The organism is Streptomyces sp. ActVer (assembly GCF_027270795.1).
GTDB classification, from domain to species: Bacteria; Actinomycetota; Actinomycetes; order Streptomycetales; family Streptomycetaceae; genus Streptomyces; species Streptomyces umbrinus_A.
The window spans coordinates 14,137-27,703 of the sequence record NZ_JAPWHT010000095.1 but is presented as its reverse complement, the minus strand read 5'-3'; the positions used below and the strand labels follow the sequence as shown (position 1 = coordinate 27,703).

Annotated in this window: 5 protein-coding genes and 1 pseudogene; 3 read left to right on the top strand and 3 right to left on the bottom strand. The window is 69.2% G+C overall.

The genetic code is table 11. The features are described from left to right. Positions 1 to 276: 276 nt before the first annotated feature. From O3Q52_RS17860 to O3Q52_RS17850, 3 genes are all read left to right on the top strand, one after another. Positions 277 to 1,290 (top strand): hypothetical protein, encoded by a 1,014-nt coding sequence (locus tag O3Q52_RS17860; RefSeq protein ID WP_269649782.1) that lies wholly within the window; start codon positions 277 to 279, stop codon positions 1,288 to 1,290. Positions 1,291 to 2,273: 983 nt separating this feature from the next. Next, entirely contained in the window at positions 2,274 to 3,281 is a 1,008-nt protein-coding gene (locus tag O3Q52_RS17855; protein WP_269649781.1) for a CRISPR-associated endonuclease Cas3'', read from the top strand. A 501-nt stretch (positions 3,282 to 3,782) separates the two neighbouring features. After that, positions 3,783 to 4,601 carry a hypothetical protein gene (locus O3Q52_RS17850; protein WP_269649780.1) on the top strand — a complete coding sequence of 273 codons (819 nt, stop codon included), beginning with the start codon at positions 3,783 to 3,785 and terminating at the stop codon, positions 4,599 to 4,601. Between the two features lie 172 nt (positions 4,602 to 4,773). Here the strand turns inward: O3Q52_RS17850 and O3Q52_RS17845 are convergent. From O3Q52_RS17845 to O3Q52_RS17835, 3 genes and pseudogenes are all read right to left on the bottom strand, one after another. Continuing rightward, a pseudogene (locus tag O3Q52_RS17845) lies at positions 4,774 to 5,141 on the bottom strand (hypothetical protein). A 113-nt stretch (positions 5,142 to 5,254) separates the two neighbouring features. Then, a complete protein-coding gene (locus O3Q52_RS17840) occupies positions 5,255 to 10,489 on the bottom strand; it encodes an NACHT domain-containing protein (protein ID WP_269649779.1) in 5,235 nt (1,744 codons plus the stop codon). 191 nt (positions 10,490 to 10,680) lie between these two features. Further along, positions 10,681 to 13,371, bottom strand: a complete 2,691-nt coding sequence (locus O3Q52_RS17835) for a hypothetical protein (RefSeq protein ID WP_269649778.1) — start codon at positions 13,369 to 13,371, stop codon at positions 10,681 to 10,683. Positions 13,372 to 13,567 lie beyond the last annotated feature (196 nt).

The following is a 13,567-nucleotide window of genomic DNA, read 5'->3' as shown; positions in this document are numbered from 1 at the left end:
CAACTCCCACGGAATCGCCGACCCTACGCCCGACCAGCGGAAACGCAGTCCTCAAGTCCGAAAAGACAACAGCTACTAACGCCGTAGCGGCCATCAGCTGCCGCGCGTCCGTAACCCGCCCGGAGCCTGCCGGTATGGCCCACGGGCCACTATTCACGCCTGCAACCCTTGCTGGACGCTGTCCGTGTATGCGTCCATGCCCCCACCCCGAAGCAGCGCGCGCCCTGATGCCGCCGTTAACCTGCTGGCTGGAGCAGACCCGGGGGAGTGCAGCGAGTGGTGCAGCCTGACGAATTTGAAGTCTGGTACACGACGGAGGACTTCCCCGACACCTTCAACCGGACCGGCCGGATGGTCTTCACTGTTGACGCCCTCGCGCATGCCCTGTTCGTCACGGGCAGAGCACCGCAGGACCAGGCCGTTTACGGCTGGACATCCGTCTACGAGTGGCTTCACCGCGTTGCGCTCATCCCGGCATACATCCGCCGGGCACCCACAGGCCGCCTCACCCGGTCCGACCTCGCACGCGACCTCGACCGCTCGGAGAAAGTGGCACTGTCTTACACGTTGGGGCAGGCCATGACCGGGGTCTTCAGCCAGCAGACGGTCTCGGTGCGGTTCCTGATGCACGTGGACCGGTACGCCGCCCGCTACGGCATCCGGTTCGCCGCCAACACCCGCAAGCGCGCTGACCTCTTCGGGGAGAGACAGACCGGCGGTTGGGTCGTCGCCGAGGCCAAGGGGAGATCCGGGAACATTGATGACGAACTGAAGGAGACGATGCGGGCCCAGAAGCGGACGATCCGATCGATCGGAGGAATGCCCCCGGCCCTGGCGTACGCGTGCGCTGCCCATTTTCCCCAGTACAAGGGAGTGCCGGATCATCTCAAACTGCACGCTGTGGATCCGGAGGAGGCAGAGCTTGAAGCCATCGACCTCCCAGCGGACCGCGACCGTTTCATCCTGGCCTACTACGAGCCCTTCCTGGCAGCGCTCGAGGCGGGGCAGGAGGAACCGGCCCGCGACGGATACGAGCTTGCCTCTTTCGGCCCGTTCCGGATCAGCGTCGGGGTCCTGGCCTCCGTTGCCCAGCGCGTCAGACGGGCACAGCGAGGCCGCATCGAGCATCTCTACCAAGACGTCGTAGAGCTCCTCGACACGCACCTGGCCGCCGCCAGGCCCGCCCACCAGTTCACGGACGGAACGGTCGTCACGAGCAAGTGGCAGCAAGCACTAGACCAAGATGATTGGAGCACCGAGACGGGCGAGAACTACCCTCAGTGGTGGTGAAACCTGCCCGCCGTCGGCGGGCCGTTGCGCCGCCCGATGGCCAAGGCGGCCACCGCAGCGGCCGGCCGACTACAGCGGTCGTCATCGTGGGAGCGCCCTGACGCGGTCAGCCGTGCGGGCCGTCGTGATGCCGTGCCCAGTCGAGCCGGTGGATGAGCCACGCGGAGACCGACCAGACGCCGTGGCTGCCAGGCAGGTCATTGGCGTTCAGCTCAGCAACGTAGCCGTCGGGGCCCTGGAAGCCCTGGCGTCCTCGTGCGGGTGGCGTCGTCCCAGGTCGCCCCGGCCCGTGCCCTGCCTCCCACGTGATCCGCCGTCGGGGTTCGCTCCGGCCTGCGTCACCCATTACCGACCTGCCCGACCGGCAATTCGTCACCATCCGCCAACCTCAACTCTGCCGGTCATCGCCGACCTGGAGCGGGCGCTTTGCACGCCCGTGACGCCGTGCGCGGTCAAGGGTTCGACAGACCCCCACGGGTATGGGGAAGACGTCGAGCGGACCTTCGGCAGTATCAACACCCTGGACAGACCCTCACGCACGTGGGGAAGAGACCGCTGGCCCAGGAAAATCTGTTCGACGACGGGAGGTAGACCCCCACGCGTGTTGGGAAGAGTGTCGGTGCGTCGGTGCGGTGTCGTCTGGGCAGGACAGACCCCCATGTGAGTGGGGAGGATTCCCTTGGGCGGTCAGGCGCGCCCAGCCCCGGAACGATGAACCCCCACGAGTGTGGGGATGCTCCGCAGTGGCGATGAAGTGAGGCAGACCCCCACGCGTGTGGGGAGGAGATAAGCCCTGAACAGCTCATGATGACCAGCAGAGGCACACCCTCACAGAGTGAGGAAACCGGCGAAATCCGAATCGCAGGGTACACCTTCCGGTACCCGGGATGCCCCGCACTGGGAGATGATCACCATGCGGCAGGATAGGCGTAATACCCCTGAGTTCCAGGGTGGGTTGACGTAGAGCGGAGCGGGAGCGTTCGGTGGGGGTGCGGGAGGATGCCCGGCGCGGCGGGATCGATCTGACGCCGTGGGGCAAGTTCGACCGCGGCGCGTGGGCGGTGTATCCGCTGCTGTTTCATCTGCTGGATGTCGCGGCGCTCGCGGGTGTGGTCTGGGACCGGTACCTGACCCGCGGTCAGCGTCGGCTGATCGCCGCCGGGCTGGGGCTCACGCTGGCCGAGGCGCGCTGTCTGGTGATGTTCATCGCCGGCCTGCACGATCTGGGCAAGTTGTCGGCGTTCCAGGAACAGGAGGCGTATCCCTGGGCCCGGGTCAGCGACACCCTGCGCGCGGACATCCGTGACTGGCAGCGTATGCCGCACGAACGGGCGTCCATGCACAGTGTGCTGCACCTGCTGGCCGCGGCCGGCTATCCGGCGGACACCTCCGACAGCCCCGGAGTGCTCGTCGCCCAGATTCTGGGCGGGCACCACGGCCGGTTCCTGCAGGTCGACATCAACGGTGCGGCGAAAGCCTCCCGGGTCAACCTCGCCCTGGGCGGGCCGGCGTGGCAGGATCTGCGCCGCCGCTACTTCGCCCTGCTGCGCCATCTGACCGGCGCCACCGTGGTGCCCGCGGACGTGTCGGTGCCGGCGGCTGTGCTGATCACCGGAATCGGCATCATCGCGGACCGGCTGGCCAGCCAGCGCCACTACTGGCTGCCCAAGGCCCAGGCGCCCGCCTTCGGCGCCGGCGAGCACTTCGCCCAGGCCGTCCGGGACGCCCCCGCTGTGGTCGAGGAGTCCGGGCTGGCCCGCAGCACCCTGCCGCAGGTGCCGTTCACCCGGGCCCACGGCGGCCTGGAGCGGCCGAACGCCCTGCAGGCCTCGGTGATCGGGCAACTCACTGCCGCGGTGGGGGAGAAGGGGCCCGGCATCCTGGTGGTCACCGACGCCACTGTGAGTTCCCGGCTCTGTGCGGTGTCTGAAGGCGTGTTGAGCTGGGGAGTCGGCGCTGATCTGGATTCTCATGAGGAGTTGGTGCGCTGATCTGACCAGCTTGTACTGCGGAGTGTTGACCTCTGGTCAGAGGTGCATGGGTCTGCGAGCTGCTGATACGTGGTAGAGCTGGAATATCGCGGATGGTTCGGGAACCCTTATGGATTTGGCGGCGTTTGCGCAGCTCAGGGAGCTGATGGAGTGCAGGGGTGGTTTGCTGCTTCGTGGGCGACCCTCCTGAGAGGCGGCAGGGATTCGCCCTGCCGGGGCGTTTGCGATCATGGCTCGCCGACCGGGCCGTGAGGCCCCAGTCCGGTCAGCGGTGCGGTACCCGAAGAGCGCTGAGCACGGCGCCGGTGGTGGCAGGGGAGCTCATCCTCGTGCCGCCGTACGATCCGCTGGACCCTACAGGACCAACCAGGCCCCGTCCGTGAACCGTGGGCGGGACCCTTCGCGTGCGCTGCCGGAGCTCACGGCCGGTTGGAAAAGCGGCGGTGGCGGGGCGCCCCGCCCGGCAGAATCGGGTGATCGACACGTCCCTTTGGGGGAGCTATGCAGGAACTTCGCTTCGACGACGACATCCGGTTCACCGCAACGGTCAGCAGCGATCAGACGTGGCTGAAGCGCGCGCTGGGAGCCCACGAGCTGAGCGTCCAACTCGTCGTTGGTGTCTCGCCCTTCACTGAGGCCGGGAAGATCCTCGCCTTGGAGACGGACCTGTTCGGCTTCGACACGAGAGGGCAGCGCTATCGGCTAGCCCGGACCACGGCGAACCTGGCGTACACCCCGAAGATCACCGTCCACCGCGTGAACCTGTCCTTCCCGCTGACGTCGCTGCAGGTCCATGCAATCGAGGAAGGCCGCACCGGCGACGTACGGTTCGAGATCGACCTCAATGCGACGCTGCCGCAGGCGCCCGGCTACCCGGGGAGCGCTCAGGACACGGCGCACATCACCGTCGCCAAGAGCCGGTGGGAACAGCAGCTCGCGCAGCTGGGGTCGTCCGCGGCGTTCGAGATGGCCGTGCCGTATCCGCTCGGCGCCCCGGAGAGGGACGAGGTCGGCCGGACCTTGCGAGAGGCGCAGCGTCTGCTGACCGTGGGCGAGATCCCGGCGTCCATCCTGCAGATCAGGCGGGCACTGGAGTGGGTCCGGGAGAACGCGGGCTGGGACAACCCCGGGAGGAAGGTCCCCAGCCAGTGCAGCCAGACCGAGCGGTGGTGGCGGATCCAGGACGCCCTGTACAGCCAGACGTGCGGCGCTCTGCACAATGACGCGGTCACCAGGGACTTCGAGTACGACCGGGCCGAGGCCGAGACGCTCCTGGCGATGACCGCCGCACTGCTGCGGAACGTACGCACCGCTGCGTGATGTGAAGGCGTCATACCCGTCGGTAGAGCCCGTTGTCGTGACGCTGGCACGTCACGCTCGCCGTCTGGCGCGACGGGTCGCACGGCGGCGCCACGCTCTGACTGCGGTCCCGGCCCGAACGGCGTCAGCCGCCGCATCCACGCCCGCATCGGCGGTCGTCTGGGGTGCCGGATCACTCACGCGGTGCCGGATGCCCAGGGCTCAAGCTTGGGGGGCGGTCTCCCCACGCCTCGCGGACGTGCCTGCTGATCATGGTCCTCATCGTGGGCCATTGCGCGAGCAGGAGATTGCGGTTCAGGAGCAGGTGATGTCATTGCGCTGTCCTTCGGCGAGCACGGTGCGGTAGAGGCTCATGCGCTGGCGGGGTTGGGCGAGGTCGTAGGTGCGCAGCCCTGACCAGGCGATGTGGAGCGGCAGGTCGACGAGGCCGTGCTCTGGTCCGGCGAGGGCCTCCAGAGTGTCGGGAAGGCGCCCCGCATACCGCTTGTTCAGCACCTCGGCGACGGGCGGCCTGGCACCAGGGCACGGCTGCTGAACCATGGTCCCAGTGTTCCGTGTGTGCCAGCAGAGAAGTGAGCCAGGACCGTCGGTAGCTGCTGCTGTGCGCCTGGCCGTCTGCTGTACGTCTTCCCGTTGCATGGGCGGATGGCGTGTCATCGCCCTGTTCCTGACTGCAGGATGCGCAGCAGGAGAGCGGGGACGGGCACGTCCGTGGCGGTGACGAAGTCGTGCACGGCATCGGGCAGCTGAAGGCCTTGCTGCCGGTGCAGCCGTTGGCGCAGGTTGTCCGCGACGTCTGGGGGCAGAGCGGTGGCCGCGCTGCTGAGGGAGGCGAGCTGGGCGGCCCGGGCATCAGAGGTGTCCGTGCTGATGATGGCGGCGTCGGCCCGGGTGCGTGCTTCCGGGTCACGTTCCAGGCGGCGGATGACGGCTTGAGCGAACGGTGGGTCGACGTCGTTGGTGAAGTGGCTGGAGATCCATGCGCTGTCGCGGGATACCTGATCCACGAAGTCGGCAGTCTCGACGGCTGCGTAGGCCAGCGGGTAGTACACCGACACGTCCACCTCGACCTGTCCGTACAGGTCGCGCTCGTGCTGGAGGGCCTCCCAGGCGTCGGCGACTGCTGTGTCGTCGGGGAACCCGGCGACCAGGGCGAGGAACGCGCCGGAGGAGGGGAGCGGGTAACCGCAGCGTCGTGGGCTCAGTTCGGTGTGCAGTGCGCGTTGCACGGTCGCCGGGTCGAGGCCGAGGACCAAGGGGTCGGCCAGGAGCAGGGGTGCGACGTCCCGGCTTCCGTTGTCGCTCGGCCGGAGGATGTCGATCAGGGCGTGCAGCAGGTGCGGCTCGCCGCGGTGGGTGTGGGCGTACCAGGCGAGCACGGTGTCGTGGGTGAGGAGGTCGGGTTGCTGGTCGACGGCCGCAGCGAGTTCCTGCGCAAGCTGGGGGTGGCGGTCGGCGACCAGCGCAAGGTACTCCCAGGCCGTGTCCATGGCGCGGGAGAGCATGTCGCCGGTGAGGCGTTTGAGAAGGGTGTCGCCGAAGTGGGCGCGCAGGGCGGGCCAGTGGTCGGCGATCTCGCCGAGCACGAGCAGGTCGAGGTCGGTGCTGATGAATTCACCCAGGGGCAGCCGGATGGGGCGGCCGTCCTGTTCGACGAGGTCGTCCAGCAGGCCGAGTTGGTCGGTCAGCAGGATGCCCAGCCATGCGGCGCGCCGCTGTGCCCAGTTGTTGTAGCCGAGGCCCGTGGCCGTGTCGCGGAGCACGGACTGGGCCTTCTGCCATTCCGGTTCGGGAAGCGCGCCGCGGTCGTGGTCGTGCAGTAGGTGGGTGTGGAACACGGCGGAGGCGGCGGATCGGACGAGGTCGTGGGGCTCGTTTGGCCACTGAGCGGTCAACTGCCGGATGAGGGTGCTGTCGCCGGGGTGGTCGCGTAGCAGGGTGCACAGGTGCAGGCGGGCGGCGGTGGGCAGGGCCGGGTGGGCGGCCCGCACCCGGTCGAGCACGGGCTCGAGGGCGGAGGGCTCGCTGCCGTAGCCGGCCAGAAGCGACCCAAGAGGGGCCTGCGGTCTGCGCAGCATGCTGGCCGCGCGGTCGCGGGCCGAAGCGGTTGCAGGCAGGACGACGATGACCGCGGCTTCAGCAGTGAACTCGTATTCGTTGGCGGGTTCTTGCACCGCCTCCAGACACACTCGGGCGATCTGCTCGGCCACCGGTCCCGAGGTCAGGGACTGGTTCTGGCAGCTTTCCAGCAGCGCATGGATGACGATTTCCTTGCGGAAGCGGCTGTCTTGTGTCGGTGCTGGTGTGGCAAGGAGGGCGAGCAGCCGCTCCCGGGCCTGCTCGGCGCCCAGGACCCGCACGGCCGCGTTGGCCACCCGTGATGCCCGGCCTGCCTCGCCGTTCAGCACCGCGCACAGCGCCTGCTGCACCTCGGTGTCATGGGCCCAGTGCTCGGCCAGGGCATCGGCGGCCCAGTGCGGGACCTCGCTGTCGTGCAACTCCTTCAGCAGCACGGACCGCAGCACCGGGCCCTGGTCCAGGGTGACGAGGGACGGGAGCTCGAAGTCCAGGAAGGCTCGTGGATCTTGTTGCAGGAGTTCCTCGGCCGCGGCGGCCACGGCCGTATGGCGAGGGTAGGCGCGGGCCAGCGGCCCGATGCCAAGGAACCGGATCTGGTGCGGGTCGTTCACCAGCGTGGTGCAGACGTAGTCGATGACGGCCGCATCCTGGGCATAGGCCAGCAGTAGCACACTCCAGGCCGCGGCTCGGTCGCCTTGTCCGGGGCGCCGGCCGGACACGATGGACAGGCAGGTGTCGCGCACCTGCTCGGCCTCGCCGGGAGCCTCACGCAAGGCGGCCGCGATCGCGTCGGTGAGCACAGGCTTCCACACGTTGTCGGTGAAATCCTCGGTGTCGAGCCGGCTGACCAGCCAGGCGCGCTCTTCGGCCGTCATGGCCTGCGGCTGCGACCCGCGGGCCATACGGCCGGTGGTATCCCGCCCGGGCAGCACGCCCAGGACGGCGGCCAGGGCCGTCAGCCGCAGCCCCAGCACCTGCTGTCGCCGGGCGGCTGCGGCCGCGGCCGTGACCCGGTCCTCATCGGGCCAGCCCAGCAGCAGACCGTGCAGGATCACGGCTGCGTGATCGGCACTGGCTGCATGGCGCAGCGTCGTCAGCATCGCCTCAACCACGTGCTCCTGCCCGTCCCGCGTCCCGTAGCGGGCGGCGAGCGCGCGGGCGGCCGCCCAGGCGACGTGCACGTCCTCCGACCTCAATGCGGCCACCAGCAGCGGCCAGACGGGCTCAGCCAGCTGCCGGTCGTCGGCCACCTGCCCGAGCCGGTGAAACACCTGCCACGGCAGCGGCTGACCGGCCACAACCCAGCGCGACAGGCACGACACCAGATCACCGCTCACTGCTGGATCGTCCAGCCCGGCCACACACGCCGACAACAGCCGCTGTCGGTGCCCGACGAGGGGGTGGCTGTCGACCGCTTCCAGGATCGTGGCGGCGTGACGCCGGGCCTGGGGGAGAGGCAGCCGAATCCCCCCGAACACGGCCTGCGCCACCAGCTCGCGCACCGCCAGTGCTTCCGGTTCCGGCCCATCGGCCTTCTCGGCGAGCTCCTGGAGCAGCCGACTGGTCTCCTCGGTGCGCTGCAGCTGCCACAGGATGGCCAACAGCACCTCATGCCAGCGTGGGTCCTGGGCGCGCTGGGCGAACAGGCGGCGCAGTTCGTCGAAAGACAGCTGCTGTGCGGCCTGTTCGGCGGCCAGCTGTTCCAGCAGGACCCGGTGCAGGAAGCCGATCTCGCGCGGGCCTTGCCGGACCAGCACACCGAGCTGCCCCTCGGCGATGTCGACAAACCCCCTCGCCTGAGCGGCGGCCCCCGCTGCATCCAGGGCGAGGTGACGTGGATCGCGAAGCGCGTCGATGATGTCCGCGCGGACCGTCTGTTCGGGCACGGCCTGGACGTCGCCGCGCTGCTGGTGTGCCAGCGCAACGTGGGCCAGGACCTGACGGATGTCGTCCGGGTGCAGTGCGGTGGGCTCCGCGGTGATGCCGGCCGCCGTCCCGCGCCGGGCGGGATGTTCTCCCAGCAGATGGTCAACGGCGCCCGCGTACACCTCGAACCGCCTGGTCGGCAGCGCAGCCCCGGCCAGGCGCATACCGGTCAGCAGGAGCAGGAACAGCGGAATCCGGGCCAGCTGGCGAAGGTCCCGGACGCCGGACAGTTCCTTCACGAACGCCTCGGCCTGCGTGTCGCCGCCCACCCCAGCGGTGCCGAGCCAGTGAGCGACCAACTCCCGCTGCTGGCGCGACGAGAGCGGGGCCAGCGAGGCGTACTGCCACACCCCCGTCGGCTGCAGCCGCGACAGGCCATAGGGGCGGGTGGCGGCCACCGCGGGCAGCTGCCGCTGGTCCAGGAACGTCTCCAGCGCGGTGAGAGCCCTGCGCGCAGCACTCTCGCTCACCCATTCGTCCAGGCCGTCGATGACCAGCAGCAGCCGGTCATCGGCCAGTGCCTTCTCCACCAGCGGCCACAGATGCCCGACGTCGTACTGCTCCAGCCAGGCCCGCAGCGTCGCCGCCAGCGAGGCCTCGGCGCCGTCGTAGCGGGCCAGCCGGCGGGTGAAGAACGGGAAGGGAACCCACAGCGGCAGCCGGTCGCCGAACCGTTCGGTCCAGCGCGGCAGGGCAGGGGAGTCGGCGAACAGGTCCAACAGCGCGAAACGCAGCAGACTGCTCTTGCCCGAGCCTGCCTCCCCGACCAGGACATGGCGTCGGGCCCCGGCCAGCCAGGCGTCCGCGCTGGTGCGGATCCCGGTGGCCTCCCCGGTCACTGCCGGGGACGCGGCGCTGACGGCCACCATCTGCTCCCCGACCTCGGAGGCAGGCACGGTGAGCGCCTTCCCCAGCTCGCCGGGATGGTGGCCGTAGGCGGACGCCCGCGCCTTGCGGTACCAGGCCGTGGGGGACATGCCGGGGGAGACCGCGTCGGGTGGTGACAGCTGGGCAGGCCAGCGGCCCAGCTGGTGCACCGGGAGCACGTCGGGAAGAACGAACCGTTGTCGTAAATCCGGTCGGGCGGGAGCGTGCTGCAGGGCGATCGCCCCGGAGTCGGTGTGGGCGAAGAAGGTGGCGTAGAAGGAACCGAGCTGTGCACGCAGATCGGCGACCTGCACGGCATCGAGCCGGGTGGCCAAAGCGGTCACCTGCTCGGGCCCGAACAGTTCCTCCACCCACGCGCGACCGAAGAAGTCGTGGACGACTTGCGGGCGTTGCTTCAGCCAGGCCGACAGATACTCCGCGTCCCACACCTCGAAGGTGATGCCCGCACGCGCCAGCCGTTTGCGCTGCGTCACCACCTCGTCGGCGGTCTTTTGCGGGACTGCCGACAGACTGGTGGCGTAGACGAAGACCCGGCTGACCGCAGCCCACGTGCCGTCCAGGAAGTCAGTGACGGCCTCCTTGAGCTGCCTGGCGGTCAGCGACTTCACCCGCCGCGACTGCAGACTCAGGTAGACACGCTCGGGATCAGAGCCGTTCTGGGCGGAGGCGCCAGGCAGACGGACATACAGATCGATGCCCTGCTGCTCCTGGCCCCGAGTGCCGTACAGGCTTCCCTGCGCCTGGGCGTCGTAGGCGCTCAAGCGCCCGGTGACACTGTCGCCGCCAGCGTGATCGGCGGAGTCCTCGACCGTCCCGCGCTCCACCGCCCGCTTCAGGCACAGCCGCTCGAAGTTCTCCCAGGCCAGATGCTCCAGCGGCAGGAGCTGCTCGCTCGTATGGACGGGCAGCGGAACCGTCTGCGCCGACGCCAGCGTGTGCAGCCGGGCCGGTGCCTTGGCGTGCTGGGACGGGCTCATCGAGAGTGTGTGCCGCATGTACCCCATCATCAATCACAACTCGCGAGTTCACCGCTGGTCGCTAGGTGACGGGCAGCACGAGGTCGGCGATACGGGGTTGGCGGTGCATGGTCTGCCCAGGGGCCGCCGGAGAACCGGGCTGTCGTCTCGTCGGCCGTCTGAGGGCAGGCCTGCACCGGGCGGGTTTATGGCCCGCGCAGTGCTTCGCCCTACTGCGCGGCGAGTCTTTCGACGATGCCCCGTTGGTGCTGGATGTCGTAGGCCTGCTCAGGGGTGACTTCGTAGTGACCGAGGCTGTCGAGTTCGGCACGGGCGGCGGCGATGTCTCCGAGGTAGGCCAGTACGACGGCGCGCTGGGAACGCAGCCCGATCATGTCCTCAGGCAGGTTGTAGTCCTCAGCCACGGGGATGAGCTGACGGTTTATCAGGTCCAGGGCTGCTCGGGTTTCGTCGGCTCGCATCAGGGACTCGACGACGTCCTGGCCCAGGTCGATGGCAGAGCGCCAGGCGGCGGTGAACAGATATAGCTTCATCGCGGGGAAGGCCATAGGGCCGTAGTCGAGGCCGAGTCGGCGACAGGACTTGACGAACAGGGCGAAGCAGTCGGCCAGGCGCTTGTAGTCGTCGGGGTTTTCGCTGGTCTCGCAGGCCTCTTGCAACGCCTCGGTGTTGCCGAGGATGTGGGTGATCTCCAGGCCGAGGTGGCGGCGGTAGATATCGGCGAGCTCCATCGCGGCGTTGCCCGCATCCTGGTAGGCGTCGGCGAGAAACAGGCTCTGCGCGTAGCCGTAGCGCAGGGCTCGTTCGTGGGGCGAGGGAACAGGGATCCCGGCGAGCGCGCTGTGGAAGGCTGAGCCGAGTGCGTCGACGTCGCATGCCTGCCCGTACAGGATGAATTGTCGGGTGGCCAGCAAGACTTTCTCCCGAGGGCCGATCTGGTTGCTGGTCTCAGCGAGGGTCTCCATGGCGTGCACGTGCCGTGCGCAGGTGTCCCAGTCGTCGTCCCCGTAAGCCCAGGTGGCCAGTGCGTTGTGGGCTTCCAGGCGACTGATGGTGTCGCGGTCGGTGTCCTGGGCCACCTCTGCGATCACGGCGCGCAGTTCACGGGGGTAGCCGCCCTGGAAGAAGCCTTCCTGGCCGGTGAGTTCGAGCAGGATGTCGATCTGTCCGGTGTCGGCCAGCAGGCGCATCCACCGGGCCAGCCGTGCGAGCCCCCGGTGTCCCTCCAGTAGGCCAACCAGGGCTTGCCTGACGGCGTCGGTGGTCTTCGCGGGCAGGTCTTCGGCTGCTTGGGCAGCCAGGGTGCGGATTGCGTCGTGGAGTTGACAGTGGCCGTCGGCGAAGGCCTGCGTTAGGCCGCGGCCGGCGAGTTCACGCACGGCCCGGGTCGCGGCTGGTCCTGTGCTCCCGGCGGCCGCGGCCAGCTGCTGGAGCTCAGCGGCGGTCATGGGGACCTCGGCGATCGACAGCAGCCCGGCGGTGGTGCGTGCCGGTGCGGAAAGCTGCTCGAAGATCTGTGCCAGGATGACTTCCTGGGTGGTGGGGGTGAGATGGGTCTGTGCCTGAACGGCGTCGCAGAAGGCGGCCCCGTCGCCCGCGTGCACGGTGCGGGCCAGGTGCGCGGAGTTGAGCACGTACAGGGGCAGGCCGGCCGTCAAGGCCAGGATGCGCTGGGCGGTGGGGTAGTCCAGGGTGCAGCCTTCGGTGGCGAAGACGGCGGCCACGGTGTCGGTGTCCCAGCCGGGCAGGGACTCGGCGGAGATCCCCAGATGCGCGGCAAGCGGGTTCTGCTCCGGGTGGGGGTGGCCCAGCAGCGTGATCTTGGCCGTCGGCAGCGCCTGGACAAGTAGCCGTACGTCGTCGGATGGGAGGTCGTGCACGTTGTCGATGACGACCGCGATGGCTGTGCCATCGTGGGCCAGTCGGCCGTGCACGGCCCGCAGGACGTCGATGCCGGCCCCGCTCGGCAGGCTGACGACCTCGGACCCGCTCAGGTGCCGGGCAGCAACCTCCCGGGCCAGCGCTCCGGGCACCACCGCGGGCGGCATCTTCCCGGCATCGAAGTAGGTGACCGGGAGCGGGCACCGGGCGGCGGCGTGTGCCGCCCAGGTCGTCTTGCCTGCCCCGGAGAAGCCCGTCACCAGCCGCACACGCCGCTCGCCCGTCAGCTCCGGTTCGCTGCCATGCGGCCAGTAGACGTCGGGAACCTGGGGAAAGGCCTGCAGCTCCTCGACGAACTGCTCGTACAGGCCGGGCAGTTCACTGGCATGAAAGGCTCGCCCATGGGCTCCGGCACTCGCGTACTGCACGCGAGCAGTCAGCTTCCCTACCAGCGTCTGCGCTCCCAGGGACCCGAACGGGACCTGGGCGGCCTGCTCGGTGCACCACTGCCGGAGGCCGGTGAGATCCGCAGCAGCGGGCGGCAGCCACGCCTCCTCCGGATCGGGATGACCCGGCCACAGCAGCGACACATCCGCTGGCCAGCCCGGCTGCTGGGTCCGTTGCAGCAGATCCGGACCCGGGGCGGTGTTGCTGATCACGATCAGCTTCGGTGCGCCCAGGCGCCGCCCTGCCGTGTGCTCGGCACGCAGATCGGCGAACTGCGCGACCGATCCCTCGATGTCACCCCACGTCAGGTTGCCCTGCCGGGTTTTGACCTGCAGGTAGAGGTACCGATCCGGGAGCACGACCTCCACGTCCTCGTCCAACTCCATCACCAGCGTCTGCGCACCGGCCTCACGCAGCCGCAGCAGGCAGCCCACGGCGTACAGGTTCTGGTAGGTGAATCCGCGGTGCAGGGACGTGATACGCCGAAGTTGCGCCGGATTGAGTGGGGCAGCCGGCTGCGGCGCGCTGTCCTGGGCAGTGCCGCTGGCCGGTGGCGGTTCCTGGTCGTGCACCCCGCCAGGGTAACGGTCCCGGCCGAGGTAACGGCTGCGTCGGCCGCAGTGCGGGAGGACCCGGCAGGGGCCCGCCCCGCGTCGCGAGGCCTCGACCCGGCCCACAGAGATGTCTCCGTGATCTCCCGCACCGTGCGGTTCAGTGCAGGGGCCCAAGGGGCCGGGATCCGGGGAAGACCCGCAGACTGGAACAGCA

Excerpts from the sequence above, each read along its gene's own strand:
- O3Q52_RS17850 (WP_269649780.1), top strand. The coding sequence starts at position 3,783 with ATGCAGGAACTTCGCTTCGACGACGACATCCGGTTCACCGCAACGGTC.
- O3Q52_RS17840 (WP_269649779.1), bottom strand. The coding sequence starts at position 10,489 with ATGCGGCACACACTCTCGATGAGCCCGTCCCAGCACGCCAAGGCACCG.